Origin of the sequence: Streptomyces sp. FXJ1.172 (assembly GCF_001636945.3) — a bacterium.
In the GTDB taxonomy this organism is placed as follows: domain Bacteria; phylum Actinomycetota; class Actinomycetes; order Streptomycetales; family Streptomycetaceae; genus Streptomyces.
This window is the reverse complement of sequence record NZ_CP119133.2, coordinates 4931712-4956857: the sequence shown is the minus strand read 5'-3', so window position 1 is coordinate 4956857 and position 25146 is coordinate 4931712. Positions and strand designations below refer to the sequence as shown.

Annotated in this window: 22 protein-coding genes; 15 read left to right on the top strand and 7 right to left on the bottom strand. The window is 71.3% G+C overall.

The features are described 5' to 3' along the window. Positions 1-127: 127 nt before the first annotated feature. The 8 genes from A6P39_RS22055 (at position 128) to A6P39_RS22020 (ending at position 9077) form a co-directional block, all read left to right on the top strand. A complete protein-coding gene (locus A6P39_RS22055; RefSeq protein WP_067056627.1) occupies positions 128-862 on the top strand; it encodes a YcnI family copper-binding membrane protein in 735 nt (244 codons plus the stop codon). Between the two features lie 79 nt (positions 863-941). Next, positions 942-1595, top strand: a complete 654-nt coding sequence (locus A6P39_RS22050; protein ID WP_067056630.1) for an SCO family protein — start codon at positions 942-944, stop codon at positions 1593-1595. Continuing rightward, the gene (locus A6P39_RS22045) at positions 1592-2077 is read left to right on the top strand and encodes a copper chaperone PCu(A)C (RefSeq protein WP_067056632.1); all 486 of its coding nucleotides are present in this window, start codon (positions 1592-1594) and stop codon (positions 2075-2077) included. Before A6P39_RS22050 ends, A6P39_RS22045 begins: the two co-directional genes overlap by 4 nt. Before the next feature lie 13 nt (positions 2078-2090). Beyond that, a complete protein-coding gene (locus tag A6P39_RS22040; RefSeq protein ID WP_067056635.1) occupies positions 2091-4094 on the top strand; it encodes a copper resistance CopC/CopD family protein in 2004 nt (667 codons plus the stop codon). Positions 4095-4102: 8 nt separating this feature from the next. Continuing rightward, positions 4103-5386 carry an iron uptake transporter deferrochelatase/peroxidase subunit gene (gene efeB, locus A6P39_RS22035; RefSeq protein WP_067056637.1) on the top strand — a complete coding sequence of 428 codons (1284 nt, stop codon included), beginning with the start codon at positions 4103-4105 and terminating at the stop codon, positions 5384-5386. Between the two features lie 124 nt (positions 5387-5510). Further along, positions 5511-6443 (top strand): prephenate dehydratase, encoded by a 933-nt coding sequence (pheA, locus tag A6P39_RS22030; protein WP_067056641.1) that lies wholly within the window; start codon positions 5511-5513, stop codon positions 6441-6443. A gap of 550 nt (positions 6444-6993) precedes the next feature. Continuing rightward, positions 6994-8271: a serine--tRNA ligase gene (gene serS / locus A6P39_RS22025; protein WP_067056644.1), complete on the top strand. Its 1278-nt coding sequence runs from the start codon at positions 6994-6996 to the stop codon at positions 8269-8271. Then, complete coding sequence (locus A6P39_RS22020) at positions 8268-9077, top strand: HAD family hydrolase (RefSeq protein ID WP_067056646.1); 810 nt, start codon at positions 8268-8270, stop codon at positions 9075-9077. The genes serS and A6P39_RS22020 overlap by 4 nt, the downstream gene beginning before the upstream one ends. A 360-nt stretch (positions 9078-9437) precedes the next feature. Here the strand turns inward: A6P39_RS22020 and A6P39_RS22015 are convergent, their stop codons facing one another. The 5 genes from A6P39_RS22015 to A6P39_RS21995 form a co-directional block, all read right to left on the bottom strand. Then, a complete protein-coding gene (locus tag A6P39_RS22015) occupies positions 9438-9689 on the bottom strand; it encodes an SGM_3592 family protein (protein WP_067056649.1) in 252 nt (83 codons plus the stop codon). A 78-nt stretch (positions 9690-9767) separates the two neighbouring features. Next, on the bottom strand, positions 9768-10487 hold the full coding sequence (locus A6P39_RS22010) for an ABC transporter permease (RefSeq protein WP_067056652.1): 720 nt from the start codon (positions 10485-10487) through the stop codon (positions 9768-9770). 10 nt (positions 10488-10497) lie between these two features. Then, positions 10498-11409: an ABC transporter ATP-binding protein gene (locus A6P39_RS22005; RefSeq protein WP_067056654.1), complete on the bottom strand. Its 912-nt coding sequence runs from the start codon at positions 11407-11409 to the stop codon at positions 10498-10500. Continuing rightward, the gene (locus A6P39_RS22000) at positions 11406-12314 is read right to left on the bottom strand and encodes an ABC transporter permease (RefSeq protein WP_067056657.1); all 909 of its coding nucleotides are present in this window, start codon (positions 12312-12314) and stop codon (positions 11406-11408) included. The genes A6P39_RS22005 and A6P39_RS22000 overlap by 4 nt, the downstream gene beginning before the upstream one ends. Beyond that, on the bottom strand, positions 12304-13284 hold the full coding sequence (locus A6P39_RS21995; RefSeq protein WP_067056659.1) for an ABC transporter ATP-binding protein: 981 nt from the start codon (positions 13282-13284) through the stop codon (positions 12304-12306). Before A6P39_RS21995 ends, A6P39_RS22000 begins: the two co-directional genes overlap by 11 nt. Before the next feature lie 246 nt (positions 13285-13530). On the opposite strand from A6P39_RS21995, the gene A6P39_RS21990 reads away from it, so the two are divergent. The 7 genes from A6P39_RS21990 to A6P39_RS21960 all read left to right on the top strand — a co-directional run bounded on the left by A6P39_RS21990 (position 13531) and on the right by A6P39_RS21960 (position 20244). Further along, positions 13531-14373: a M24 family metallopeptidase gene (locus tag A6P39_RS21990; protein WP_067056662.1), complete on the top strand. Its 843-nt coding sequence runs from the start codon at positions 13531-13533 to the stop codon at positions 14371-14373. Next, on the top strand, positions 14370-16124 hold the full coding sequence (locus A6P39_RS21985) for an SDR family oxidoreductase (protein ID WP_199841054.1): 1755 nt from the start codon (positions 14370-14372) through the stop codon (positions 16122-16124). The genes A6P39_RS21990 and A6P39_RS21985 overlap by 4 nt, the downstream gene beginning before the upstream one ends. Before the next feature lies 1 nt (position 16125). Beyond that, complete coding sequence (locus A6P39_RS21980; RefSeq protein ID WP_067056665.1) at positions 16126-17073, top strand: MerR family transcriptional regulator; 948 nt, start codon at positions 16126-16128, stop codon at positions 17071-17073. A gap of 120 nt (positions 17074-17193) precedes the next feature. After that, positions 17194-17769 carry an RNA 2'-phosphotransferase gene (locus A6P39_RS21975; RefSeq protein ID WP_067056668.1) on the top strand — a complete coding sequence of 192 codons (576 nt, stop codon included), beginning with the start codon at positions 17194-17196 and terminating at the stop codon, positions 17767-17769. 64 nt (positions 17770-17833) lie between these two features. Then, positions 17834-18292, top strand: a complete 459-nt coding sequence (locus tag A6P39_RS21970) for a hypothetical protein (protein ID WP_067056670.1) — start codon at positions 17834-17836, stop codon at positions 18290-18292. Positions 18293-18359: 67 nt separating this feature from the next. Further along, a complete protein-coding gene (locus A6P39_RS21965; RefSeq protein ID WP_067056673.1) occupies positions 18360-19262 on the top strand; it encodes an LLM class flavin-dependent oxidoreductase in 903 nt (300 codons plus the stop codon). Between the two features lie 94 nt (positions 19263-19356). Continuing rightward, positions 19357-20244 carry an HAD-IIB family hydrolase gene (locus tag A6P39_RS21960; protein WP_199841055.1) on the top strand — a complete coding sequence of 296 codons (888 nt, stop codon included), beginning with the start codon at positions 19357-19359 and terminating at the stop codon, positions 20242-20244. Positions 20245-20534: 290 nt separating this feature from the next. Here A6P39_RS21960 and cydD read toward each other — a convergent pair whose 3' ends face one another. Together cydD and cydB are read right to left on the bottom strand one after the other, a co-directional pair. Next, the gene (gene cydD, locus A6P39_RS21955) at positions 20535-24074 is read right to left on the bottom strand and encodes a thiol reductant ABC exporter subunit CydD (RefSeq protein WP_067056676.1); all 3540 of its coding nucleotides are present in this window, start codon (positions 24072-24074) and stop codon (positions 20535-20537) included. 59 nt (positions 24075-24133) lie between these two features. Continuing rightward, positions 24134-25141, bottom strand: coding sequence for a cytochrome d ubiquinol oxidase subunit II (gene cydB, locus A6P39_RS21950; RefSeq protein ID WP_067056680.1), 1008 nt, complete (start codon positions 25139-25141; stop codon positions 24134-24136). Positions 25142-25146 lie beyond the last annotated feature (5 nt).

The following is a 25146-nucleotide window of genomic DNA, read 5'->3' as shown; positions in this document are numbered from 1 at the left end:
CCTCCCCGGCTCCCGGCTCCGACCGAGCGGGGTCCGCCGCCGGTCCGCCCCGAGCGGCACCGGTACGCGCACGCGCACGCGTACCTCTCTACGTCACCGGAAACTCTCAGAGTGGAGTGCTCCTGCCATGCAGGCTTCTCGTATCGCCTCTCGGGTCACCGCCGCCGCTGCCGTCGCCGGCACGGCCGTCCTCGCCCTGTCCGTCCCCGCCTTCGCGCACGTCAGTGTGCAGCCGGAGGGCGCCGCGGCCAAGGGCGGCTACGCGGTCGTCGACTTCAAGGTCCCCAATGAGCGCGACAACGCCTCGACCACCCGGCTCGAGGTCGACTTCCCGGCCGACCACCCGCTCGCCTCGGTCATGCCCGAGCCGCTGGCCGGCTGGAACGTGAAGGTCACCAAGTCCAAGCTGGACAAGCCGCTGACCATGCACGGCCAGAAGATCGACGAGGCCGTCACCAAGGTCACCTGGACCGCCGCCGACGGCAAGGGCGTCCAGCCCGGCTACTTCCAGAAGTTCCCGCTCTCCATCGGCGCGCTGCCCGGGAACACCGACCAGCTCGTCTTCAAGGCGCTGCAGACGTACTCCGACAAGGAGGTCGTCCGCTGGATCGAGGTACCACAGGCGGGCCAGGACGAGCCGGAGAACCCGGCCCCCGTGCTGACGCTGTCCGCCGCGGCCGACGGCCACGGCGCGGCGAACGCCCAGGACGCCTCCGACGAGACCGGGAGCACGGCCGCCGCCACGGACCCCGGCTCCCACGACACCGACACCACCGCGCGCGTGCTCGGCATCATCGGCATCGTCGTCGGCGTCGCGGGCGTCGCCTACGGCGTCCTCGCCGGCCGCCGCCGGACCGCCTAGCCCCCTTCCTTCCGGACCGCGCACCGGGGCCGTACGACCCCGGTGCGCACCGGAGTCATCACATCTGGGACATTTTTCTATGCGCAAGAAGACGTTCGCCGCGGCCACGCTGCTCGCCGCCGCCACCCTGGCCCTCTCCGCCTGCGGCAGCGGCGACCACACCAAGTCGCCGGTCGCCGTGGTCTCGCAGGAGTCCGGCTCGGGCAAGGCCGCCACCGTCCTCGACCAGCCCTTCGCCAAGCCGGACCTGGTCCTCACCGACACGCACAGCAAGAAGTACGACCTCCGCAAGGAGACCCAGGGCCATCCGACCCTGGTCTACTTCGGCTACACGCACTGCCCCGACATCTGCCCGACGACGATGAGCAACATCGCCGTCGCCAAGAAGGCGCTGCCCAAGGCCGAGCAGGACGATCTGAGGGTCGTCTTCGTCACCACCGACCCCGGCCGCGACACCCCCGCCGAGCTGGGCAAGTGGCTCAAGGGCATCGACCCGCAGTTCATCGGCCTGACCGGCGACTTCGCCACCATCCAGGCCGGCGCCCGCTCGCTCGGCATCTCGGTGGAGCCGACGACGAAGGACAAGAACGGCAAGCTCGTCTCGGTGCACGGCACGCAGGTCATCGCGTTCTCGCCGAAGACGAACGGCGGTTACGTCCTCTACGGCGAGGACGCCACGGTCGACGACTACACCAAGGACCTGCCCAAGCTCGTCAAGGGAGCCAACCCGTGAGGCGCCGTACCACCGTTGTGACCACGGCCGCCGCCCTCGCCGGTGCGCTGGCCCTCGCGGGCTGCTCCGACTCGGGGTCGGGGTCGGCGTCGGGCTCCGGCTCCTCGAAGGCCGAACTGTCGGTGAGCGGGCCGTACATGCCGCAGCCCGTCTCCGCCGACATGGCCGCCGGCTTCCTGACGATCACCAACAAGGGCGCCGCCGAGGACGAGCTGACCTCGGTGTCCAGCGACATCGCCGGCCAGGTCACCATGCACAGCACCATGGGCGGCGCCATGCAGGAGCAGACCTCCTTCGCCATACCCGCCCACGGTCAACTCGTGTTCAAAAGCGGTGGCAACCATCTGATGTTCGAGAAGCTGAAGCGACAGCCGAAGCAGGGCCGGACGGTCACCGTGAAGCTCACGTTCGCCAAGTCCGGGCCCCTCACCGTCGAGATGCCGGTGAAGTCCGCGACGTACAACCCGTCGACCGGCCACTGAGGGAGGGACCACCTTGACCCGGACCATCACCCCCAAGGGGAGGAACGGCAGCCTGCGCAGCCTGGTACTGCTGCTGTTCGCCGTCGCCGGCGTGCTGCTCGCGGGGGCCGCCCCGGCCTCCGCGCACGCCGCGCTGACCGGCAGCGACCCCGCGCAGGGGGTGGTGGTCAAGCAGGCGCCCAGCCAGGTGGCGCTCACCTTCTCCGAGAAGGTGGCGATGAACGACAACTCCCTGCGCGTCCTCGACCCCCGCGGCAAGGCGGTCCAGACCGGCAAGCCCGGCAACCTGAGCGGGACGACGTACGCCGTCAGGCTCAAGGGCGGCCTGGGCAAGGGCACCTACACGGTCACCTACCAGGTCGTCTCGGCCGACAGCCACCCCGTCTCCGGCGCCTACACCTTCTCCATCGGGGCGCCCTCGCCGACGGTCGTCTCCGGCGCCGGGCCCACCGCGGGCGGCGGAGCCGTGGGCACGCTCTACACGATCGGGCGGTACGCGTCGTACGCCGGCTTCATCGTGCTCGCGGGCGGCGCGGCCTTCGTACTCGCCTGCTGGCAGCGCGGGGCGGGCGTACGGGCCCTGCAGCGGCTGGTCGTCGGCGGCTGGCTCACCCTCACCGCGGCCACCCTGTGGCTGCTGCTCCTGCGCGGCTCGTACACGACCTCGGGGAAGTTCGCCGACGTCTTCGACCTCGGGCTGCTGGGCCAGGTGCTGCAGACCAAGACCGGCGCGGCCCTGGTCTCGCGGCTGCTGCTGCTCGCCGCCGCCGCGCTGTTCATCGCCGTCCTCTTCGGCGCCTACACCAAGCGGGAAGAGGGCGAGGAGAAGCGCGACCTGACCTTCGGGCTGGCGATCGGCGGCGTGGTCGTCGCGGCCGGGCTCGCGACCAGCTGGGCCATGGCCGAGCACGCCTCGGTGGGGCTCCAGCCGGGGATCGCCATGCCCGTCGACGTCGTCCACCTGCTCGCCGTCGCCGCCTGGCTGGGCGGGCTCACCGCCCTGCTGGTCGCCCTGTACCGGGCACCCGCCGAGACCCCGGTGGAGGCCGCCGCCGTCCGCCGCTTCTCCCGGCTGGCCTTCGGCTCCGTCCTCACTCTCGCCGCGACCGGCGCCTACCAGTCCTGGCGCCAGCTCGGCTCCTGGTCGGCGTTCACCGACACCCGCTACGGGCAGCTGCTGCTGGTCAAGATCGGCCTGGTGGCGGTCATGGTCGGCATCGCGTCGGTGTCGCGGCGCTGGACGCGCCGGCTCGCCGACGTCGCCGGCACGGGTGCGGTGGCCGGGAGGTCCGAAGCAGCCGAGAAGGCCGGGGAGACCGGGGAGACCGGGGAGGAGGCTGCCGGGGAGGCCGAGAAGGCATCGGTCTCTGCGTCCAGGGCGTCCGGTTCCGCCTCGAAGGCGGCCGAAGCCGGAAAGGCGGCCGGCACCGGTGCCCCTATGCGAGCCGCGCAGCTCGCCCGGCAGCGGGCCGCGATGGACGCCGCACGGCAGAGGCGGCTGCGCGACGGCGACCCCCACCGCTTCGGGCTGCGCCGCTCGGTCTTCGCCGAGGCAGGTGTCGCGGTCGTCCTCCTCGCCGTCACCACCGCGCTGACCCAGACCGAGCCGGGCCGCACCGAACTCGACGCCAAGGCCGCCACCTCGTCCTCCAGTGCGGCCACGGCGCCCACGAACGGCGCGCTGACCCTGGACATGCCCTTCGACACCGGCGGCACCAACGGCAAGGGCGTGGTCAGCGTCGACCTCGATCCCGCGGGCGTGGGCGCCAACGAGATGCACATCTACGTCCAGAAGCCAGGCGGTCAGCCCTTCGACATCCCGGAGGTGAAGGTGGAATTCACCCTCGAGGCCAAGAAGATCGGCCCGCTGCCCGTGACCCCCGACCACATCACGACCGGCCACTGGTCGGCGAGCGGAGTACAGATCCCCATGGCCGGCGACTGGAAGATCGCCGTCACCGTGCGCACCTCCGACATCGACCAGGTGACCGTCTCCAAGAACGCGCAGATCGGCTGAACGACACCATGCCCGACCAGTCCATTCCGTCGGCCCGTACATCCACCCAGGCTGCTCCGGCGCCCGGCCCCGAGGGCGGTCACGGCATCTCCCGGCGCGCGCTGCTCGGCACCGCCGGCGCCACCGGGATCGTGCTCGGCGCGGCCGGCGGGGCCGTGGGCCACGCCACCGCGCCCGCCGAGGCCACCCCGCTGACCTCGGTGGGCTCCGACCGCGCGATGTTTCACGGGAAACATCAGCCCGGCATCACCGAGGGACTCCAGGCACGCGGCCACCTCGTCGCCTTCGACCTGACGGCGGGCGCCGGCCGCAAGGAGGCGGCGGCCCTGCTGCGCCGCTGGTCGACGACGGCGGAGCGGCTGATGGCCGGCGAGGCCGCGCCCCACGACGACACCGACGTGGCCCGTGACGCCGGCCCCTCCTCACTGACGATCACCTTCGGCTTCGGGCACGGCTTCTTCGGCAGGACGGGCCTGGAGCAGCAGCGGCCGAGCGCACTGGACCCGCTGCCGGACTTCTCCTCCGACCACCTGGACAAGGCACGCGGCGAGGGCGACCTGTGGGTGCAGATCGGCGCGAACGACGCCCTGGTCGCCTTCCACGCCCTGCGCGCGATCCAGAAGGACGCGGGCGGTGCGGCCCGGCTGCGCTGGCAGATGAACGGCTTCAACCGCACCCCGGGCGCCACCGCGCACCCCATGACGGCCCGCAACCTCATGGGCCAGCTGGACGGCACCCGCAATCCGAAGCCCGCCGATCCCGACTTCGACCGGCGCGTCTTCGTGCCCGCCACGGGCGAGCCCGCCTGGATGGCGAACGGCTCCTACGCCGTCGTACGCCGTATCCGGATGCTCCTGGACGACTGGGAGAAGCTGTCGGTCGCGGCCCAGGAGGCGGTCATCGGGCGCCGCAAGTCCAATGGCGCGCCGCTGTCCGGGGGCGACGAGACGACCCCGATGGACCTCGAGAAGACGGACGCCAAGGGCGAGTACGTCGTCCCTCTCAACGCGCACGCCCGGATCACCCGGCCCGACAAGAACGGCGGCGCGGCCATGCTGCGGCGCCCGTTCTCCTACCACGACGGCTTCGACGCCGACGGCACGCCCGACGCCGGTCTGCTCTTCGTGTGCTGGCAGGCGGACCCGCTGCGCGGCTTCGTACCCGTGCAGCGCAAGCTCGACCGGGGCGACGCGCTGTCGCAGTTCATCCGGCACGAGGCGAGCGGGCTGTTCGCGGTGCCGGGCGGGGCGGCCGAGGGCGAGTACGTGGGGCAGCGGCTGCTGGAGGGTTAGCCCGAATCCGGCGGATTACGGGGTTTACCGATTTTACTGGGCTTTCTGCGTTGAAACCACCCGGTCGAGTGGCTCTTGTGAGACACCCGAGCCGCGGCGGTCTGCGGCCATTAGGGTGAGGGACATGCCAGCGAGCTATGCGTATCTCGGCCCCGAGGGCACCTTCACCGAAGTCGCCCTGCGGACGCTCCCGGAAGCGGCCACCCGGGAACTCGTCCCGTACGTGTCGGTGCAGTCCGCGCTGGACGCGGTGCGGACGGGCGAGGCCGAGGCCGCGTTCGTGCCGATCGAGAACTCCGTCGAGGGCGGCATCACCACCACCCTGGACGAGCTGGTCGCGGGCGAATCGCTGACCATCTACCGCGAGGTACTGCTCTCGATCACCTTCGCCCTGCTGGTCCGGCCGGGCACGAAGCTCACGGACATCAAGACGGTCTCCGCCCACCCGGCGGCCCAGCCGCAGGTGCGCAACTGGCTGCGGGCTCACCTCCCGGACGCGGTCTGGGAGTCGGCCGCCTCGAACGCGGACGCCGCCCGCCTGGTCCAGGAGGGCCGCTACGACGCCGCCTTCGCGGGCGAGTTCGCCGCCGCCAAGTACGGCCTGGAGGCCCTGGAGACCGAGATCCACGACGCGGAGAACGCGCAGACCCGGTTCGTGCTGGTCGGCCGCCCGGCCCGGCCCGCCGCGCCGACCGGCGCCGACAAGACCTCGGTGGTGCTGTGGCAGCGCGACGACCACCCCGGCGGCCTGCGCGACCTGCTCGGCGAGTTCGCCTCGCGAGGCATCAACCTCATGCTGCTGCAGTCCCGGCCGACCGGCGCCGGGATCGGCAACTACTGCTTCTGCATCGACGCCGAGGGTCATATCTCCGACCGGCGGATGGCGGAGGCCCTGATGGGCCTGAAGCGGATCTGTCTCCAGGTGCGCTTCCTCGGCTCCTACCCGCGCGCGGACATCACGCCGTCCGAGGCCCGGCCGACGCCGGCGTGGACCTCGGACGAGGAGTTCATGGCGGCGTCGGACTGGGTGGCGCGCTGCCAGGACGGCCGGTTCTAGCCAGTCCTACCTGCAGATCATCGTTATCCACAGAAGTTATCCACAGGTCCGCTTCTCGACCTGGGGACAAGTCGACAAGGGTGCGTGAGCCAGTCGACAAATCGCCCCTCGCGGCCTCGCCCCGGCCACCACCCGGCACCTCACCCTTCGTCCAGCCGTTTCCGTTGATTCATCTTTTGGAGCGACTGCTTTCCACCCGAAAGTGGGTGTCACCCGGGTTTGCCCTGGGAATTCTTCAGTCCGCGGCGAAGTTCCGGAGTGATCAATTCCGAAATCCACAGACCTTCCACACAGCCTGTGGATAACTCTTCGAAGGGTGTGGATTCCTGTGGACAGCGAGGCCGCGAAGTCCCGTTCCCCACAAGGGAATCCGGTCAACCCGGCATACGGAGGGTGCCTCGTCCCAGGGAGTGAGACACTTTCCCTTGACGAGTTCTGACACGTACCGCAATTTACGCATAACGGAACGTAAGCGGGCGAACACTGCGAATCAGAACTCCACGGAATAGTGATTCGTGAGCGGCAACCCCGCACCGGTAGCCTTGGCCCCGTGATTGACCTTCGCCTGCTTCGTGAGGACCCCGACCGTGTGCGCGCGTCCCAGCGCGCCCGTGGAGAGGACGTCGCGCTCGTCGACTCTCTCCTGTCTGCCGACGAGCGGCGCAGGTCCTCCGGCGTCCGCTTCGACGAGCTGCGCGCCGAGCAGAAGCAGCTCGGCAAGCTCATCCCCAAGGCCACCGGCGACGAGAAGGCCGAGCTGCTGGGGCGCGCCGAGCAGCTGAAAGCCGACGTCAAGGCCGCAGACGCCGAGCGCGACGCGGCCGACACCGAGACCCAGGAGCTGCTGCTCCGGCTCGGCAACCTCGTCCACCCCGACGTGCCCGTCGGCGGCGAGGAGGACTTCGTCACGCTGGAGACGCACGGCACGATCCGTGACTTCGGTGCCGAGGGCTTCGAGCCCAAGGACCACCTGGAGCTGGGCCAGCTGCTCGGCGCGATCGACGTCGAGCGCGGCGCCAAGGTCTCCGGCTCCCGCTTCTACTTCCTCACCGGCGTCGGCGCCCTGCTGGAACTGGCCCTGGTCAACGCGGCGCTCGCCCAGGCGACCGCTGCCGGCTTCACGCCGATGCTCACCCCGGCGCTGGTGCGCCCGCAGTCCATGGCGGGCACCGGCTTCCTCGGCCAGGCGGCCCAGGACGTCTACCACCTCGACAAGGACGACCTGTACCTGGTCGGCACGTCCGAGGTCCCGCTGGCGGCCTACCACATGGACGAGATCATCGACGCCGACAAGCTGCCGATGCGGTACGCGGGCTTCTCGCCCTGCTTCCGCCGCGAGGCCGGCTCGCACGGCAAGGACACCCGGGGCATCTTCCGGGTGCACCAGTTCGACAAGGTCGAGATGTTCTCGTACGTCACGCCCGAGGACTCCCAGGCCGAGCACCAGCGCCTGCTGGAGTGGGAGAAGCAGTGGCTGACCTCGCTGGAGCTGCCGTTCCGCGTGATCGACGTCGCCACCGCCGACCTCGGCGCCTCGGCCGCCCGCAAGTTCGACTGTGAGGCGTGGATCCCCACCCAGGGCAAGTACCGCGAGCTGACCTCGACCTCGGACTGCACCGAGTTCCAGTCCCGCCGCCTGTCGATCCGGATGCGTGACGGCAAGCAGGTCAAGCCGCTGGCCACGCTCAACGGCACACTGTGCGCCGTACCGCGCACCATCGTGGCGATCCTGGAGAACCACCAGCAGGCCGACGGCTCCGTCCGGGTCCCCGAGGTGCTGCGCCCGTACCTGGGCGGCCGAGAGGTCCTTGAGCCGGTCGCCAAGTGACCGGCTTCCCGTACCGGCTGATCGCCACCGACCTCGACGGAACGCTCCTGCGCTCCGACGAGTCGGTCTCGCAGCGCACCCGTGACGCGCTCGCCGCGGCCACCGCGGCGGGCGCGGCCCACATCGTCGTCACCGGCCGCGCGGTCCCCTGGACCCGGCACATCCTGGACGACCTCGGCTACGACGGCCTCGCCGTCTGCGGCCAGGGCGCACAGGTCTACGACGCCGGCGCGCACCGCCTGCTGACCTCCGTCACCCTGGACCGGCAGCTGGCGGGCGTGGCTCTGGCCAAGATCGAGGCGGAGGTGGGCCCGCTGTACCTGGCGGCCAGCCGGGACGGCCTGGACGGCGAGGTGCTGGTGGGTCCGGGTTACGCGGTCACGGGCAGGCTCCCCGCGATCCCCTTCACGGATGCCTCCGACCTCTGGACGGCACCGCTGAACAAGATCTACATACAGCACCCCACGCTGTCCGACGACGACCTGGCGGAGGCGGCCCGGCGCGCGGCGGGCGGCTTCGTCACCGTGGCCATGGCGGGCGAGGGCATAGTGGAACTGCTCCCGCTCGGCCTGTCCAAGGCCACGGGCCTGTCCCTGGCGGCCCGCCGCCTCGGCCTGAAGGCCGCGGACACGATCGCCTTCGGCGACATGCCCAACGACATCCCGATGTTCGCCTGGGCATCCCGGTCGGTGGCCATGGCCAACGCGCACGAGGCGCTCCGCGAGGTGGCCGACGAGGTGACGGCCTCCAACGAGGAGGACGGCATCGCGGTGGTGCTGGAGCGGTTGCTGGCGCAGCCGGCGTAGCCGCGGGCGCGGTCGTGCCGCTGGGGCGGCACAGGTGGGCGCAGCGGCGCCTCGCGGCGCCGGGTCGCGCGACTCACCCGGCCACCCCAGCGGAGGGTGCCCCCTGGCAAGAGGGGGCCACAGGGAAGGCGGCCCACGCGAGAGACACATCGCGTGCTCGAAGCGGCCGCCCCGGACGGTTCCTGTGGCTCCACGGCGGGGTAACTACACCGGAGCCGGCCTCGGACCGCCCTGTCGGGAGCCGGGCGTACTGCCGTGCATGGGCATCGCCCGCCTCCACTCCCGGATCACAGCGCCGGGACACTCCCGGCGGATGGGGCACAACCACTGTGCCCCGCCGCCGAGTTGCGTGCCACCGAATTACCGGCGGCGCCACCTGCGGCGCCGCGCCCTGCTGAAGAACCAGCCCGCCGGCGGCTCGTCGGATCGCCACGGCTGGGGCTCGGGTTCCTCGGCGCGCCAGCGGGCGGCGAGCATACGGGCCCGTGCGGACGGCTCGGAGGTCTCGGCGCCGCGTATGAAGGCCTCGTCCAGGACCAGGCCGTCCAGACCGTCCCAGACCTCGTCCCCGGACCGCCCGCGGCCCTCGGTTCCCGGTGTCTCCTCTGCCATCAGCGGCCTCCTAGCCGGTCATCCGCTTTGTCCAGTGTGCCCAGGCCGACGTGAAGCCCCCGTCAGGCCGCCGGAGGCCTACTCCTCGCCCGTCAGCTTCAGCGCCCGCAGCTTCTGGCCGGCGTACCAGGTCGCCAGCACGGTGACCGCCACCAGCAGCACGGTGGCCGTCGGCAGGCCCACGGTGGAGGTCACGAGGTCCCCGCCGGCGACCTTGTGGGCGACGGCCAGCGACCACTGCTGGACGCTGAGCGTGCGCGCGCCGGGCACCAGGGAGCCGAACAGCGCCTCCCAGACCAGCGCGTAGACGAGCCCGAAGACCACGGCATGCCGGGAGACCGTGCCGAGCAGCAGGAACAGCGCCGAGTACGCGATGGAGGAGACCAGCGCGGCGATCGTGTAGGCGACGGCGATCTGCTGGCCGTTGCCGTTGAGGATCAGGCCGGCGATCAGGGTCGGAACCGCCGAGAAGACCATGGTCACGGCGATGGCGACGATCAGTTTGGTGAAGATGATCGCGGGCCGCTTCAGCGGCTTGGACAGCAGGTAGACGACGGAGCCGTCGTCGATCTCCGGCCCGATCGCGCCGGTGCCCGCGATGACGCCGACGATCGGCACCATCGTGGCGATCGCGAAGCCGCCGAGGACATCGGCCGCGGTCTGGTCGTCGGCTCCGGTCAGAGCCCGGACGGCCACGGAGAGCACGATCAGCAGCAGCGGCAGCGCGCCGAGGATGAGGGCCCGGCGACGGCCGAGCAGGGCCCGGTAGGTGAGCCGGGCGACAGTGGGGTCGTACATCTTCGGCCTCCTACGCCGCGACCAGGTAAGAGAAGACGGACTCGAGGGACTCGTCGGACGGCGAGACCGTGAGGAGCCGGATGCCGTGGTCCCGGGCGACCTTCGGCAGCAGAGTGGTGAAACGGCCGAAGTCGACGGCCTGGACGCGCAGCGCGCCCTCGCTGTGATCGACCTCGATGCCGGCCGTCGAGGGGTCGGCGATCAGCGCGGCCGCGAGGGCGCGGTCGTCGCTGGAGCGGACCAGGTAGCGGTGCGGGCGGTCGGTCATCAGCCGGCGGATCTTGCGGAAGTCGCCACTGGCCGCGTGCCTGCCCGCGACGACGACCTCGATGTGCCGGGCGAGCTGCTCGACCTCTTCGAGGATGTGCGAGGAGAACAGCACCGTGCGGCCCTCGTCGCCCATCTTCCGCAGCAGGTCCATCAGTTGCATGCGCTGACGCGGGTCCATGCCGTTGAACGGCTCGTCCAGCAGGAGCAGCGACGGCTCGTGGACCAGCGCGCTCGCCATCTTCACGCGCTGGCGCATGCCCTTGGAGTACGTCGAGATCTTCCGGTCCTGCGCGTACTCCATCTCGACCGTGGCCAGGGCCTTTTGAGCCGCCTTGGCGCCGAGGCCGTGCAACTCGGCGTTGGCGACGACGAACTCGCGGCCGGTGAGGAAGTCGTACATCGCCTCGCGCTCGGGGACGATGCCGATGTGCTGGTAGATGGCCTCGTTGCGCCACACCGGCTGTCCGTCGAGGGTGACCGTGCCGGTGGAGGGAGCGAGGAAGCCGCCCATCATGTTGATCAGGGTGGACTTTCCGGCGCCGTTGGGGCCGAGCAGACCGGTGACGCCGGGACCGATCGTCATGGTGACGTCGTTGACGGCGACCACGTTGCCGAACCAGCGGGAGACGTGGTCGATGCTGAGCGTGGTCACAGTCCCACCTTCTTGTAGCGGCGCATCAGCAGGCCGTAGCTGCCGGCGATGAGGGCGAGCACGACCAGGACGTAGACCACGCCCTGTCCGGCGGACGGGTTCACGGCTCCGGGGTTGCGGGCGGTGGCGCCGAGGAAGGCCGACTGGACGCCGTCGATGAGCGTGACGGGCGAGAACAGGCCGATCCACGGGATGGCCGAGGTGTGGTTCTGCACGTTGGCGATGGCCTGCAGCGTGGAGACCGCGCCGTAGGAGATGATCATCACAGCGATCACGGCGGCGATGCCGAAGCCCCGGCGCGGGGTGACGGCGGCGATGACCAGGCCGATGCCGGCGAACAGCAGCGAGAGCAGCGCCACGGAGACCAGTCCCTCGGCGAATTCCTTCGTCTGGTGGGCGAAGCCCAGCTTGGCCAGCAGCGCGCCCACGTACATCACGAGCAGGGGAGCGGCGGTCAGGATGAAGATCGCCGACGCGAGCGCCGCGAACTTGGCGCGGACGTAGTCGGCGGTCTCGATGGGCCGCGAGAAGTACAGCGGTACGGTCTTGAAGCGCAGGTCGCGCGAGACGGACTGGGGTGCCTGCGCGGCGACGTACAGGCTGATCACGGCCTGCAGCATGATCGCGTAGCGGGTGTAGGCCACCGGCAGTTCGTGCGCCTTCGTGAAGACCGCGACGGCCACCATGATGGCGGCGGGCACGCACATCACCGCGAACAGCAGCATCGGCAGCACCTTGGACTTGGCCGAGCGGCCGAGGCCGTAGGAGCCGCGCAGGGACTGCGCGTACAGCGAGCGGCGGGCGTAGGCGCGGCCGAGGCGGGGGCCGTCGTAGCCGCGGTAGCCGATGTCGTGGATGCGGGTCTGGTCGCCGGCCGGGGCCGCCGGGGGGTGCTCAACCGCCATGTCCGACGGCCTCCTTCCGCTGCTCGCCGCTGCTGTGCCCGTCGTCGCCGGTGAACACCTCGGAGATGTGGTGGCGGCGCTGCTCCATGCGGACCAGGCCGAGGCCGAGGTCGGCGACGACGTCCCGGACGAGGTCGTAGGTCTCCTCGCCCTCGGCGGTCAGCAGCAGGATGTGTCCCGCGCCGGGCAGTCCGGCGCCTTCGTTCTGCGTGTCGACCCCGCGCGCGTGGAGCGCCTCGCGGACCGCGCGGGTACCGTCGGGGTGCCTCTCGCTGTCGGTGACCTCGATCGCGAGGGTGGTCGTGGTCTGCGTGAAGTCGGTGGTGGAGCTGGAGCGCAGGAGCTTGCCGCCGTCGATGACGACGACGTGGTCGCAGGTGCGCTCCAGCTCGCCCAGCAGGTGGGAGGTGACCAGGACCGAGATGCCGAAGTCGGTGTGGATACGGCGGATCAGGCCGAGCATCTCGTCCCGGCCGACCGGGTCGAGGCCGTTGGTCGGCTCGTCCAGGAACACCAGCTGCGGGTCGTGCACCAGCGCCTGGGCGAGCTTCACCCGCTGCTTCATGCCCGTGGAGTAGCCGCCGATGGGGCGGTAGCGCTCCTCGTACAGGCCTACGTGGCGCAGGGTGTCCGCGGTGCGCTCGCGGGCGGCGGTCGGCGGCAGGCCGGACATGCGCGCCATGTGGACGACGAACTCGGTGGCCGAGACGTCGGGCGGCAGGCAGTCGTGCTCCGGCATGTATCCGACGCGCTCGCGGATGGCGCCGCCCTTGGTGGCGACGTCGAGGCCGAGCACCTCGGCACGGCCCTCCGTGGCGGGGGACAGACCCAGCAGGATCTTGATCAGGGTGGACTTGCCGGCGCCGTTGGCTCCGACGAGTCCGGTCACACCGGGTCCGATGTCCATGGACAGCCGGTCGAGAGCGGTCACCCGGGGGAACCGCTTGCTCAGGCTTTCGGTCGCGATCACAGTCACGCATACGACCGTAGTGATGCGGGCCACGCCGGTCGTCAGACCTCAGAGCCGTCTTGGCGTCAGACCCAGGTATTACGGGTCCCTAAGGGATGCCCTGCCTAAGGGTTACCGCGGGTTTTCCACAGCCTGCCGCGCCTCCTATTGACGCCACCTCTAACAACTGTCACATTCACCAGTGTCAAGTTACGGACGAGTACCGCAGCCGGCGGGCGGGTCGGCGGCACGACGGGACGAGGCGGCATGACGACGGCAGTGAGCAGCGAACTCTCCGTGGAGCTGCGGGGGTTCAGGCGGGTGCAGCGCCTCGCCTACGAGTGCGCGGAGGCGGTCGCGGCACGCCTCGAGCCGGGCGTGACCGAGCGTGAGGCGGCCCGGATGCAGCGCGAGTGGCTGCGCGAGCGCGGGGTGCGGGACTGGTTCCATCTGCCGTTCGCCTGGTTCGGCGACCGCACGGCGTTCGTGAACTTCCGCATCCCCCTGCAGTTCTTCCCGACCGACCGTGCCCTGGAGCCCGGGATGCCGTTCATCCTGGACATGGCGCCGGTCTACGAGGGATACACGGCGGACATCGGCTACTCGGGCTCGCTGGGCGCCAACCCGGTGCAGGACCGGCTGATGGCCGACCTGGAGGCGCACCGGGAGCTGATCCTGCGCGAGGTGCGCGAGCGGCGCCCGCTGCGCGAGATCTACGAGGACGTGGACCGGCTCATGGTCCGCCAGGGCTACGCCAACCGGCATCGCGCGTACCCGTTCGGTGTGATCGCCCACAAGGTGGACCGGGTGAGGCAGCGCCGCTTCTCGCCCCACCTCTTCGGGTTCGGCACCCAGTCCCTGAAGGGCCTGGCCGCCGACGCGCTGCACGGCCACCGCGAGGGCTGGTCGCCCCTGTGGTCGCCGTACCGCTTCTCCGACCACCCGCCGCAGCCGGGCCTGTGGGCGGTCGAACCGCACCTCGGCTTCAGGGGTACGGGCGCGAAGTTCGAGGAGATCCTCGTGGTCACCGACTCCAAGGACCCCGGACAGAGCGCGTTCTGGCTGGACGACGATCTGCCGCACGTGCGGCGCTGGGCGGAGGAGAAGTGACGCTGAAAGGTGCGCGGGAGCGCCGGGTGGCGACCGGCGGGGTCGAGCTGTGCGTGGCCGAGCTGGGCGATCCGCAGCGGCCGACGGTGGTGCTGGTGCACGGCTATCCGGACAGCAAGGAGGTCTGGTCGGAGGTGGCAGGCCGCCTCGCCGGCCGCTTCCACGTGGTGCTGTACGACGTCCGGGGCCACGGCCGCTCCACGGCACCCCAGCCGCTGCGCGGCGGTTTCACGCTGGCCAAGCTCACCGACGACTTCCTGGCGGTGGTGGACGCGGTCAGCCCGGACCGGCCGGTGCACCTGGTCGGGCACGACTGGGGCTCGGTCCAGTCGTGGGAGTTCGTCACGGTGGGCCGCACGCAGGGCCGTATCGCCTCCTTCACCTCGATCTCCGGACCGTCCCTGGACCACTTCGGGCACTGGATCAACGCGCGCGTGAAGCGTCCGACGCCCCGCCGCGTGGGCCAGCTCCTCGGCCAGGGCGCCAAGTCCTGGTACGTCTATCTGCTGCACACACCCGCCCTGCCCGAGCTGGCCTGGCGCGGACCGCTCGGCAAGCGCTGGCCGAAGATCCTGGAGCGGGTCGAGCAAGTCCCCGGCGGGGGCTACCCGACGGCCTCCCTGCCCTCGGACGCGGCGCACGGTGCCTGGCTGTACCGGGACAATGTCCGCGCCCGGCTGACCAGGCCCCGCCCGGACGCCCGCGCACACGCACCCGTGCAGCTGATCACGCCCCAGCAGGACGCGTTCCTGTCCGAGCGGCTCTACGACGACCTGGAGCAGTGGGTACCGCAGCTGACCCGCCGTACGCTCCCGGCCCGGCACTGGGTCCCGCGCACCCGGCCCGACCAACTCGCCTCCTGGATCGAGGAGTTCATCATGTCCGTGGACGGCGGCCGCCCCGAGCCGAAGGCCACCGGCCGCCACGCCGACCGGTTCGGCGGACAGCTGGTGCTGGTCACCGGGGCGGGCAGCGGCATTGGGCGGGCCACGGCGTTCGCCTTCGCGGAGGCCGGCGCGCGCGTGGTCGCCGTCGACCGCGACGCCGAGGCCGCGGCCCGCACCGCCGAGCTGTCCCGGCTGATCGGCGCGCCCGAGGCCTGGGCGGAGACCGCCGACGTCTCCGACGAGCAGGCGATGGAGAAGCTCGCCGAGAAGGTGCACCGCGAGTACGGCGTGCTGGACGTGCTGGTCAACAACGCGGGCATCGGCCTGTCGGGCTCCTTCTTCGCCACGACGGCCGACGACTGGCGCAAGGTCCTGGACGTGAACCTGTGGGGCGTGATCCACGGCTGCCGGCTCTTCGGCGCCCGGATGAGCGAACGCGGTCAGGGCGGGCACATCGTCAACGTCGCCTCGGCGGCGGCCTATCAGCCCTCTCGCGCCCTGCCCGCCTACAGCACCTCCAAGGCGGCGGTGCTGATGCTCTCCGAGTGCCTGCGTGCCGAACTCGCCGGGCAGGGCATCGGGGTGAGCGCAATCTGTCCCGGCTTCGTGAACACCAACATCACCTCCACGACCCGTTTCACCGGGGTCGACGAGGCGGAGGAGCGCCGACGCCGGAGGAACTCGGCCCGGCTGTACGGCATGCGCAACTACCCGCCGGACAAGGTGGCCGAGGCGATCCTGGACGCGGTGGCCCGCGACAAGGCGGTGGTTCCGGTGACCCCGGAGGCCCGCGGCGCCCACCTCATGTCCCGCTTCCTGCCGGGGGCGTTGCGGCGCCTCGCGCGCGTGGAGCCGAGGCTGTGAGATGACCGGACCGGCGCCCGCGCGGACGTACCGCATCGAGGACCTCGCGCACCACACCGCCACGACGGTCCGGACCATCCGCGCCTACCAGGACCGCGGTCTGCTCCCCCGGCCCGAGCGCCGGGGCCGCGCCAACCTCTACTCCGAGGCGCACGTCACCCGGCTCCACCAGATCGCCCACCTCCTCGACCGCGGCTACACCCTGGCCTCCATCAAGGAGTTGCTGGAGGCCTGGGACAGCGGCCGGGGCCTCGGCGGGGTGCTCGGTCTGGTCACCGAGGTGGAGGGACCCTGGACGGACGAGCGCCCCGACCGCGTCACCCGTGCCGAACTGGACGCCCGCTTCGGCGGCACCCCCGACGACGACGCCGTGGCGGAGGCGGTCGAGCTGGGCGTGCTGGAGCGGATCGACGGCGACCCCGGCACGTTCCTGGTGCCCAGCCCCCAAGAACTGTCCGTGGCCGTCGAGTTGTACGCGGCCGGGGTGCCGCTGTCGGCGATCTCCGGTCACCTGCGGGAGTTGAGGGGGCAGGTCGAGCACATCGCCGCCCGTTTTCTGGAGTTCACCATCGAGCACGTCTTCGTGGACTACCTGGAGGATCCCGGGCGCCGCACGGACGCCCACGCGGCTCAGGCGGCCTCACTCGTACGCCGCCTGCGCCCGCTGGCCCAGCAGACGGTGGAGGCCGAACTGGCCCGCGCCATGCGCACCTTGGCGAGCAGACACCTGCGCAGACACCTGGTGGCCGAGAGTCCGGTGGAGCAGCCTTGCGCCACCCGGGCCGTGGACCTGCCCGCCGGCACGATCTCCGCCGTGGAAAAGCTCGTTGGGACGAACCACGTGTCCGCGTTCATCGCGCTCGCTGCCGAACGTGAGGTGAGGGCAAGGAACTTGGACCGGCTGGCGTCAGTTTCCGCCGAGGACAGTGAACTTCGCGAATCACCCTAATCGGTACGCAAGTTATCCACAGCTTCGCCAATTCGCCTGTGGATAACCACAGTTGGTTGTGGATCAAACCTGGGGACAAAAAAACCTGCGTGATCCGCGTCTCTCCCGCACGCTGGACACATGAACGAAAGACATGACGCGATACCCCCCGACGAACGACGCACGGTGAAGGTGTCGAAGTACCTCTCCAGGCACCTGCGCCACCAGCCGGAGCGGATCGGGCTCGCCCCGGACCCCGCCGGCTGGGTGGAGACCGACGTACTGCTCGCCGCGGCCGCCGCCCACGGGTTCCCGTTCACGCGCGCGGAGCTGGATCACGTGGTGGCCGCCAACGACAAGCGGCGCTTCGCGATCGAGGGCACGAGGATCCGCGCCAGCCAGGGCCACAGCATCGAGGTCGACCTCGGCCTGCCCCCGGTGGCCCCGCCGCCGTACCTCTACCACGGGACCGTCGCCCGCACGCTGGACGCGATCCGCGCGCAGGGGCTCAGACCCATGAACCGGCACGACGTCCACCTGTCCGCCGACCGCGAGACCGCCACCCGGGTCGGCGCCCGCCGCGGCCGCCCTGTCGTGCTCGCCGTGGACGCGGGTGCCATGCACCGCGACGGCCATGTCTTCCGCGTCAGCGCCAACGGGGTCTGGCTGACGAAGGCCGTACCGCCGCGCTATCTGCGGTTCCCCGGCCCCCGCTGAACCTTCTTGACCTGCGCGTTCCGCAGCTGTGAACCTTCACGCGCGTGCGGCCGTCATCAGTGGTATGGACCACTTGCCCGAGCATCTGCCGACCACCCAGGCCGCCGTCACGGCCCTCACCGCCCTCGCCGCCCGCTACGCGCGCGAGATCGAGGTGAGCGACGACATCGGCGCCGACCAGACCTCCCGCCGCAGCTCCGCGGGCTTCGGGGTGACCACGGATCCGGACGGCTCGCTGCCGCACGAGGCGTACGTGGAGTTCGGCGGCGTGCCCCGGGTGAGCGTGCGGCTCCACCCCGACGACGACGCGCTGATCACCGTCGAGGGCATCGAGTGCCCCGACATCGCGCGCGACGACGTGCCCGCCTTCCTGCGCTCCGTCTTCGAGGGCCTCGCCCACGTCAGGGCGCGCCGCTTCCCGCCCGGCTACCGCCTGGTCGTCCCACTGCCCGGTGACCGCGCGCACACGGAGTATGTCCCGATGATCCTGCTCAGTCCGTGGCTGAGCAGGAACGTTCGGTGAGCGTTTCGTCCGTTGTCAGTGGGGCCGCTTACTTCCGTTGTCAGTGAGGCCGCTTACTCTCGAACGCATGAGTCTGCGTCTGAGCACCGTGATCCTGCCCTACCGCCGCTGGAGCGAAGGCGCCCGCTCGGCCTGGATGCGGGCCGAGCAGCTCGGCTTCCACACCGCGTACACCTACGACCACCTGTCCTGGCGCAGCTTCCGCGACGGCCCGTGGTTCGGCGCGATACCGACGCTGACCGCCGCCGCGGGCGTGACCGAGCGGCTGCGCCTCGGCACGCTGGTGACCTCACCGAACTTCCGGCATCCGGTGACCCTCGCCAAGGAACTGATCACCCTCGACGACATCTCCGGCGGCCGGATCACCCTCGGCATCGGCGCCGGCGGCACCGGCTTCGACGCCACCGCGCTCGGCCAGGAGCCGTGGAGCCCGCGCGAGCGTGCCGACCGGCTCGCCGAGTTCGTGCCGCTGCTCGACAGGCTGCTCACCGAGGACACGGTGACGTACGAGGGCAGGTTCTACTCGGCGGACGAGGCGCGGAACATACCGGGCTGTGTCCAGCGACCCCGGCTGCCCTTCGCAGTGGCGGCCACCGGCCCGCGCGGCCTCAAGCTCGCCGCCCGGCACGGGCAGGCGTGGGTGACCACGGGCGACCCGAAGCTGTATGAGACCGGCACCCCGGAGCAGTCCGTCGAGGCGCTGCGCGGGCAGATCGGCAAGCTGTCCGAGGCCTGCGCGGCCGCCGGACGGGACGTGGCCGAGCTGGACAAGATCCTGCTCACCGGCTTCACCCCGGACCGCTCCCGGCCGCTGCAGTCCGTGGACGCCTTCGTGGACTTCGCCGGCCGGCACCGTGAGCTGGGCTTCACCGAGATCGTGATCCACTGGCCCATCCCGGACTCCGACTTCGCCGCGGACGAGAAGGTCTTCGAGCGGATCGCCATGGAGGCGCTCGCCCAACTGGACTGACCCGGAAGACCGTCCGGCCCGCCGGACACCGTCTGTACCGCTGAGCGTCATCTGCGTCTCATCTGTGCGGAGTGCCGCACGGCCGTGCGGGCATATGCGCGAGAATGGCCGGGTGACCTCAGCGACCAGACAGCCCGGGACCCCTGCCGCCGCCACGCCCCCGCGGCTGATCGCCACCGACCTCGACGGCACGCTGCTGCGTGACGACAAGTCGGTCTCCCCACGGACCGTCGCCGCGCTCGCCGCCGCCGAGGAGGCGGGCATCGAGGTCTTCTTCGTCACCGGCCGCCCGGCCCGCTGGATGGATGTCGTCAGCGACCACGTCCACGGCCACGGCCTGGCGATCTGCGGAAACGGCGCCGCCGTGGTCGATCTGCACGGCGGCCCGGGCACCCACCGGTTCGTGAAGGTGCGCGAGCTGGCGCGGGCCAACGCCCTGGACGCCGTACGGCTGCTGCGCGAAGCGGCACCCGGCACCGTGTTCGCGGTCGAGCAGACCTACGGCTTCCACCAGGAGCCGGACTACCCCCAGCTGCACATGGAGATACCGGACAATCTCCTGCCCGCCGACCAACTCCTCGCCCCTGACGGCCCGGACGCCGGCCAACCCGTGCTCAAGATCCTGGCCTACCACCCGGACCTGGACCCCGACGCCTTCCTCACCCTCGCCCGGATCGCGGTCGGCGGCCGCGCCAACGTCACCCGCTCCAGCCCCAGCGCCCTGCTGGAGCTGAGCGGCCCCGACGTGTCCAAGGCCAGCACGCTCGCCCTGTGCTGCGCCGAGCGCGGCATCTCGCACGAAGAGGTCGTCGCCTTCGGTGACATGCCCAACGACCTCGAGATGCTGACCTGGGCCGGCCGGTCCTACGCGATGGGCAACGCCCACCCGGACGTCCTCGCCGCCGCGTCGGGCCGCACGGTCGCCAACAACGAGGACGGAGTGGCGGTCGTGATCGAGCAACTGCTGACGGAACGTTTCTAGCGCCCCAACAGGCAACGTTCGCCCCGTCGCGACGCCCGGCACGCTCCCCCAGAGGGGGCACCCCCACTCGCCGCACCGCCCGGAAGCCCAAGTACGTCCAGTACGAGGGCTTCTGGTCGACGAGGAGTTCGCCACGATCCCGCTCTCCGACGGGACGATCGCCCCCGGCATGCCGGCCGACGGGGCCGACGCCGCGGAGCCGTCGGTCCAGTCGCCTCCAGCAACTGCGGCACACACGGCAGGTTCGACGGACCGCAAAGGATCAAGGGAGGATGCGGCGCCCCTGATCCTCACCCGGCCGCCACCAGCGACTCCGCCTCCTCCTCCCGCTGTGCCATCGCCCGCAGCGGCCCGTTCACCGCGACGAGTTGCGCGTATGCACCCCGCTGCACCACCCGGCCCGCGTCGAGCACGATCACCTCGTCCACCGCGTCCAGCCCGGCCAGCCGGTGCGTGATCAGCAGCGTCGTACGGCCCTCGGTGGCGGCCAGCAGATCGGCGGTCAGCGCGTCGGCCGTCGGGAGGTCCAGATGCTCGGCGGGCTCGTCGAGGACCAGGACGGGAAAGTCGGCCAGCAGCGCGCGGGCCAGGGCCAGCCGCTGCCGCTGACCGCCGGACAGCCGCGCCCCGTGCTCACCGACGAGCGTGTCCAGGCCGTCGGGCAGCGAGTCCACCCAGTCCAGCAGCCGGGCCCGGGCAAGCGCCCGGCGCAGATCGGCCTCGTCGGCGTCCTTCCTGGCCAGCAGCAGGTTCTCACGCACCGAGCTGTCGAAGAGATGCGCATCCTGCGCACACAGCCCGACGAGCCGCCGTACGTCGTCACCGGCCGACGCGTAGGCATCCACACCGGCGAGCGTGTACGTGCCCTCTTCCGGGTCGAGGAAGCGCAGCAGAACCTGGGCGAGGGTCGTCTTGCCGGAACCGGAGGCCCCGACCACGGCGATTCTGCGGCCCTCGTCCAGCGTGAGGTCGAACCCTGCCAGCGCCTCCCGCTGCTGCCCGTCGTACCGCGCTGTCAGCCCCTTGACCACCAATGGGAACGGCGAGGCGGGCGCCTGCCGCGGCCGCTCCGGCTCGCGTACGGGCTCCGGGGCGTCCAGGACCTCGTACACCCGCTCCGCGCTCTGCCGCACCCGCTGCCGGTGGCGCACCGCCAGCGGCATGCCCAGGACGGCCTCGAACACGGCCAGCGGGGTGAGGACGACCACGGCCATCGCCACGCCGCCGAGCCGGCCCGCGGCCACCGCCTGGGCGCCGAACAGCGCGGTGGCCGCGACCGTCAGGCCGCAGATCAGCGCCGTGAGCCCGTCGCCGAGCGCGGTGGCCGTGGCGGCCCGCGAGGCGATCCGGGTGAGCGTGCCGTCGGCGCGCCGGGCCGCCTCCGTACGGGCGGGCAGCGCACCGGCGACGGTCAGCTCCGCGGTGCCGGTCAGCAGATCGGCGACGCGGGTGGCGAGCACGCCCCGCGCGGGCGCCAGCCGCCGCTCGGCACGCCGGGCCACGGCCGCGGTGACGAGCGGAACACCGGCACCGGCCGCCACCAGGCCCACCGCGAGGGCGGCCCCGGCCTCCGGCAGCAGCCAGGCGGTGAAACCGACGGAGGCGGCGGAGACGGCGACGGCGACGGACGCGGGCAGCAGCCAGCGCAGCCAGTAGTCCTGGAAGGCGTCCACGTCCGCGACCATCCGGGTGAGCAGATCGCCACTGCGCGCGGTGCGCAGCCCGGCGGGGGCGAGGCGCTCCAGGCGCCGGTAGACGGCAACCCGCGTGTCCGCCAGCATCCGCAGCACGGCATCGTGCGACACCAGCCGCTCGGCGTATCGGAAGACGGCCCGCCCGATCCCGAAGGCCCGCGTCGCGGTCACGGCCACCATCAGATACAGCACCGGTGGCTGCTGCGAGGCTCGCGAGATGAGCCAACCGGACGTCGCCATCAGCCCGACGGCACTGCCGAGGGCCAGCGTGCCGAGCAGCAACGCGAGCACAAGCCGCCCCCGCCGGGGCCCGGCAAGCCCACGGACCCGGGCCAGCACCCGCCGGGACCGCGCCGAGGCCCGCTCTGCCGGGCCGGTCACGGTCTCGACGCGACCGCCTTCCGGCCCACCGAGTCGGGACGGGGATTCCCCCTCGCGAGGGAAGCCGGGCGTGGAGGAGGGCGCGCCAAGGCGGGGGTCCAGGGGGCGAGGCCCCTCGGCAGGACCACGGCCGGGCAGCCGCACGACCCGGTCAGCCACGTCCAGCAGCGCCGGCCGATGCACAACGAGCAGCACCGTACGGCCGACAGCAAGCCGCCGCACCGCCGCAACCACCTCCGCCTCGGTCGCCCCGTCCAGTGCAGCCGTCGGCTCGTCCAGCAACAGCACAGGCCGGTCGGCGAGAAACGCCCGGGCCAACGCGAGCCGCTGCCGCTGCCCCGCCGACAGCCCGACGCCGTCCTCGCCGAGCACGGTCTCAGCACCCTCGGGCAGCGCATCCACGAACTCCAGCGCGCCCGCGTCCCGCAGGGCCTGCCGTACAGCGCCGTCGTCCGCGTCGGGCCGCGCCAGCCGTACGTTCTCCGCGATGGTCCCGGCGTACAGATGCGGCCGCTGCGGCACCCAGGCGATCCGCGAGCGCCACTCCTGCAGATCGAGGCCGGCGAGATCCGCGCCGCCGATCCGCACCCGGCCGGCGGCGGGCTCCACAAAGCCCAGCAGCACGTTGAGCAGTGTCGTCTTGCCCACACCGCTCGGCCCGACCAGCGCCACGGTCTCGCCGGGTTCGACGGTGAACGACACATCGGTCACCGCATCCGCCGAACGCCCGGGGTAGCGGACGGCGACCCCGTCGAAGTCCACCGCGCCCGCGGGCACCGCACCGCTGCCGGGCGCCGGGACGGGCGTCTCCAGTACCGCGAAGATCTCCTCCGCGGCAGCGAGCCCCTCGGCCGCCGCGTGGTACTGCGCCCCGACCTGGCGCAGCGGAAGGTAGGCCTCGGGCGCCAGCACCAGGATCACCAAGCCGGTGTCCAGGTCCATGTCGCCGTGGACGAGCCGCATGCCGATCGTCACTGCGACCAGTGCCACCGACAGTGTGGCGAGCAGCTCCAGCGCGAAGGAGGACAGGAAGGCGATCCGCAGGGTCCGCATGGTCGCCTGCCGGTACTCGTCGGTGATCCGGCGGATGGACTCGGCCTGCGCCTTGGCCCGGCCGAACACCTTCAGCGTGGGCAGGCCCGCGACCACGTCCAGGAAGTGGCCCGACAGCCGGGACAGCAGCCGCCACTGGCGGTCCGTCCTGGACTGGGTGGCCCAGCCGATCAGCACCATGAAGAGCGGGATGAGCGGCAGGGTGCCGACAATGATCGCCGCCGACACCCAGTCCTCGGTGACGATCCGCGCCAGCACCGCCACCGGCACGACCACGGCGAGCCCCAACTGCGGCAGATAGCGCGAGAAGTAGTCGTCCAGGGCGTCCACACCGCGCGTGGCCAGCGTGACCAGCGAGCCGGTCCGCTGACCGCTCAGCCACCCGGGACCAAGCGCTGCCGCCCGGTCCAGGAGCCGTCCGCGCAGTTCGGACTTCACGGCGGCGCTCGCCCGGTGTGCGGCGAGTTCCGTGAGCCAGGAGACCAGGGCCCGGCCGGCGGCGACGGCCGCCAACAGCAGCAGGGGAGTGCGCAGTTCAGCGACGGACTGCCCGTGCTGGAACGCGCCGACGACGACCTCGGCGACAAGCATCGCCTGGGCGATGACGAGCCCCGCGCCGACGGCTCCCAGGCCGACGGCCGCCACGAGGAAGAGCCGAGTGGCGTGGGCGTAGCGCAGCAGACGTGGATCGATTGGTTTCACGTGAAACGTGCCCTTCGGTCCAGAGGGTGTGTTTCACGTGAAACACACCCTCGACGGACTCAGTGCGCGATATCGGCGGCGATGTGCTGCGTACCGATCCGCTTGCGGAACACCCAGTAGGTCCAGCCCTGGTAGAGCATGACGAGCGGGGTGGCGATCGCCGCACACCAGGTCATGATCCTCAGGGTGTACGGACTCGACGAGGCGTTGGTGACCGTCAGGCTCCAGTCGCCGTTGAGGGTGGACGGCATGACGTTCGGGAAGAGCGACAGGAAGAGCATCGCCACGGCGGCCACGATGGTGATGCCGGACAGGGCGAACGACCATCCCTCACGGCCTGCCTGATTGGCCACCAGCGCGGCGGCCAAGGCGGCGACCGCCACGATCAGGGCCACCAGGCTCTTGCCGTTGCCGCTGTGGGCCTGCGTCCACAGCAGGAAGCCGAACGCCACGACGGCCGCGACGAGACCGACCCGCAGGGCCAGCTGCCGTGCCCGCACCCGGATGTCTCCCATGGTCTTGAGCGCGGTGAACACCGCCCCGTGGAAGGTGAAGAGCGTGAGCGTGACCAGACCGCCGAGCAGGGCGTAGGGGTTGAGCAGGTCCCAGACGGTGCCGACGTACTCGAAGTGCTGATCGAGCTTCACGCCCCACGCGATGTTCCCGAAGGCCACACCCCACAGGAACGCCGGGATGAGCGAAGTCCAGAAGATCGCGTGCTCCCAGTTGCGCTGCCAGTTCTCCTCGGGCCGCTTCGCCCGGTACTCGAAGGCGACACCTCGGACGATCAGGCAGACCAGGATGACCAGCAGGGGCAGATAGAAGCCGGAGAAGAGGGTGGCGTACCACTCCGGGAAGGCGGCGAACGTGGCGCCGCCGGCCGTGAGCAGCCACACCTCGTTGCCGTCCCAGACGGGTCCGATGGTGTTGATCAGGACCCGCCGCTCCGGCCGGTTGCGGGCCAGCAGCTTGGTGAGGATGCCGACCCCGAAGTCGAAGCCCTCCAGGAAGAAGTAGCCGGTCCACAGGACGGCGATCAGGACGAACCAGACGTCGTGAAGATGCATGACTG

Coding starts and splice junctions, on each gene's coding strand:
- efeB (WP_067056637.1), top strand. CDS start 4,103: ATGCCCGACCAGTCCATTCCGTCGGCCCGTACATCCACCCAGGCTGCT.
- A6P39_RS22010 (WP_067056652.1), bottom strand. CDS start 10,487: ATGTACGACCCCACTGTCGCCCGGCTCACCTACCGGGCCCTGCTCGGC.
- cydB (WP_067056680.1), bottom strand. CDS start 25,141: ATGCATCTTCACGACGTCTGGTTCGTCCTGATCGCCGTCCTGTGGACC.
- A6P39_RS21980 (WP_067056665.1), top strand. CDS start 16,126: ATGACCGGACCGGCGCCCGCGCGGACGTACCGCATCGAGGACCTCGCG.
- A6P39_RS22000 (WP_067056657.1), bottom strand. CDS start 12,314: ATGGCGGTTGAGCACCCCCCGGCGGCCCCGGCCGGCGACCAGACCCGC.
- A6P39_RS22050 (WP_067056630.1), top strand. CDS start 942: ATGCGCAAGAAGACGTTCGCCGCGGCCACGCTGCTCGCCGCCGCCACC.
- A6P39_RS22015 (WP_067056649.1), bottom strand. CDS start 9,689: ATGGCAGAGGAGACACCGGGAACCGAGGGCCGCGGGCGGTCCGGGGAC.
- A6P39_RS21965 (WP_067056673.1), top strand. CDS start 18,360: ATGAGTCTGCGTCTGAGCACCGTGATCCTGCCCTACCGCCGCTGGAGC.
- A6P39_RS21960 (WP_199841055.1), top strand. CDS start 19,357: ATGCGCGAGAATGGCCGGGTGACCTCAGCGACCAGACAGCCCGGGACC.
- A6P39_RS21975 (WP_067056668.1), top strand. CDS start 17,194: ATGAACGAAAGACATGACGCGATACCCCCCGACGAACGACGCACGGTG.
- pheA (WP_067056641.1), top strand. CDS start 5,511: ATGCCAGCGAGCTATGCGTATCTCGGCCCCGAGGGCACCTTCACCGAA.
- A6P39_RS22055 (WP_067056627.1), top strand. CDS start 128: ATGCAGGCTTCTCGTATCGCCTCTCGGGTCACCGCCGCCGCTGCCGTC.
- A6P39_RS21970 (WP_067056670.1), top strand. CDS start 17,834: ATGGACCACTTGCCCGAGCATCTGCCGACCACCCAGGCCGCCGTCACG.
- A6P39_RS21990 (WP_067056662.1), top strand. CDS start 13,531: ATGACGACGGCAGTGAGCAGCGAACTCTCCGTGGAGCTGCGGGGGTTC.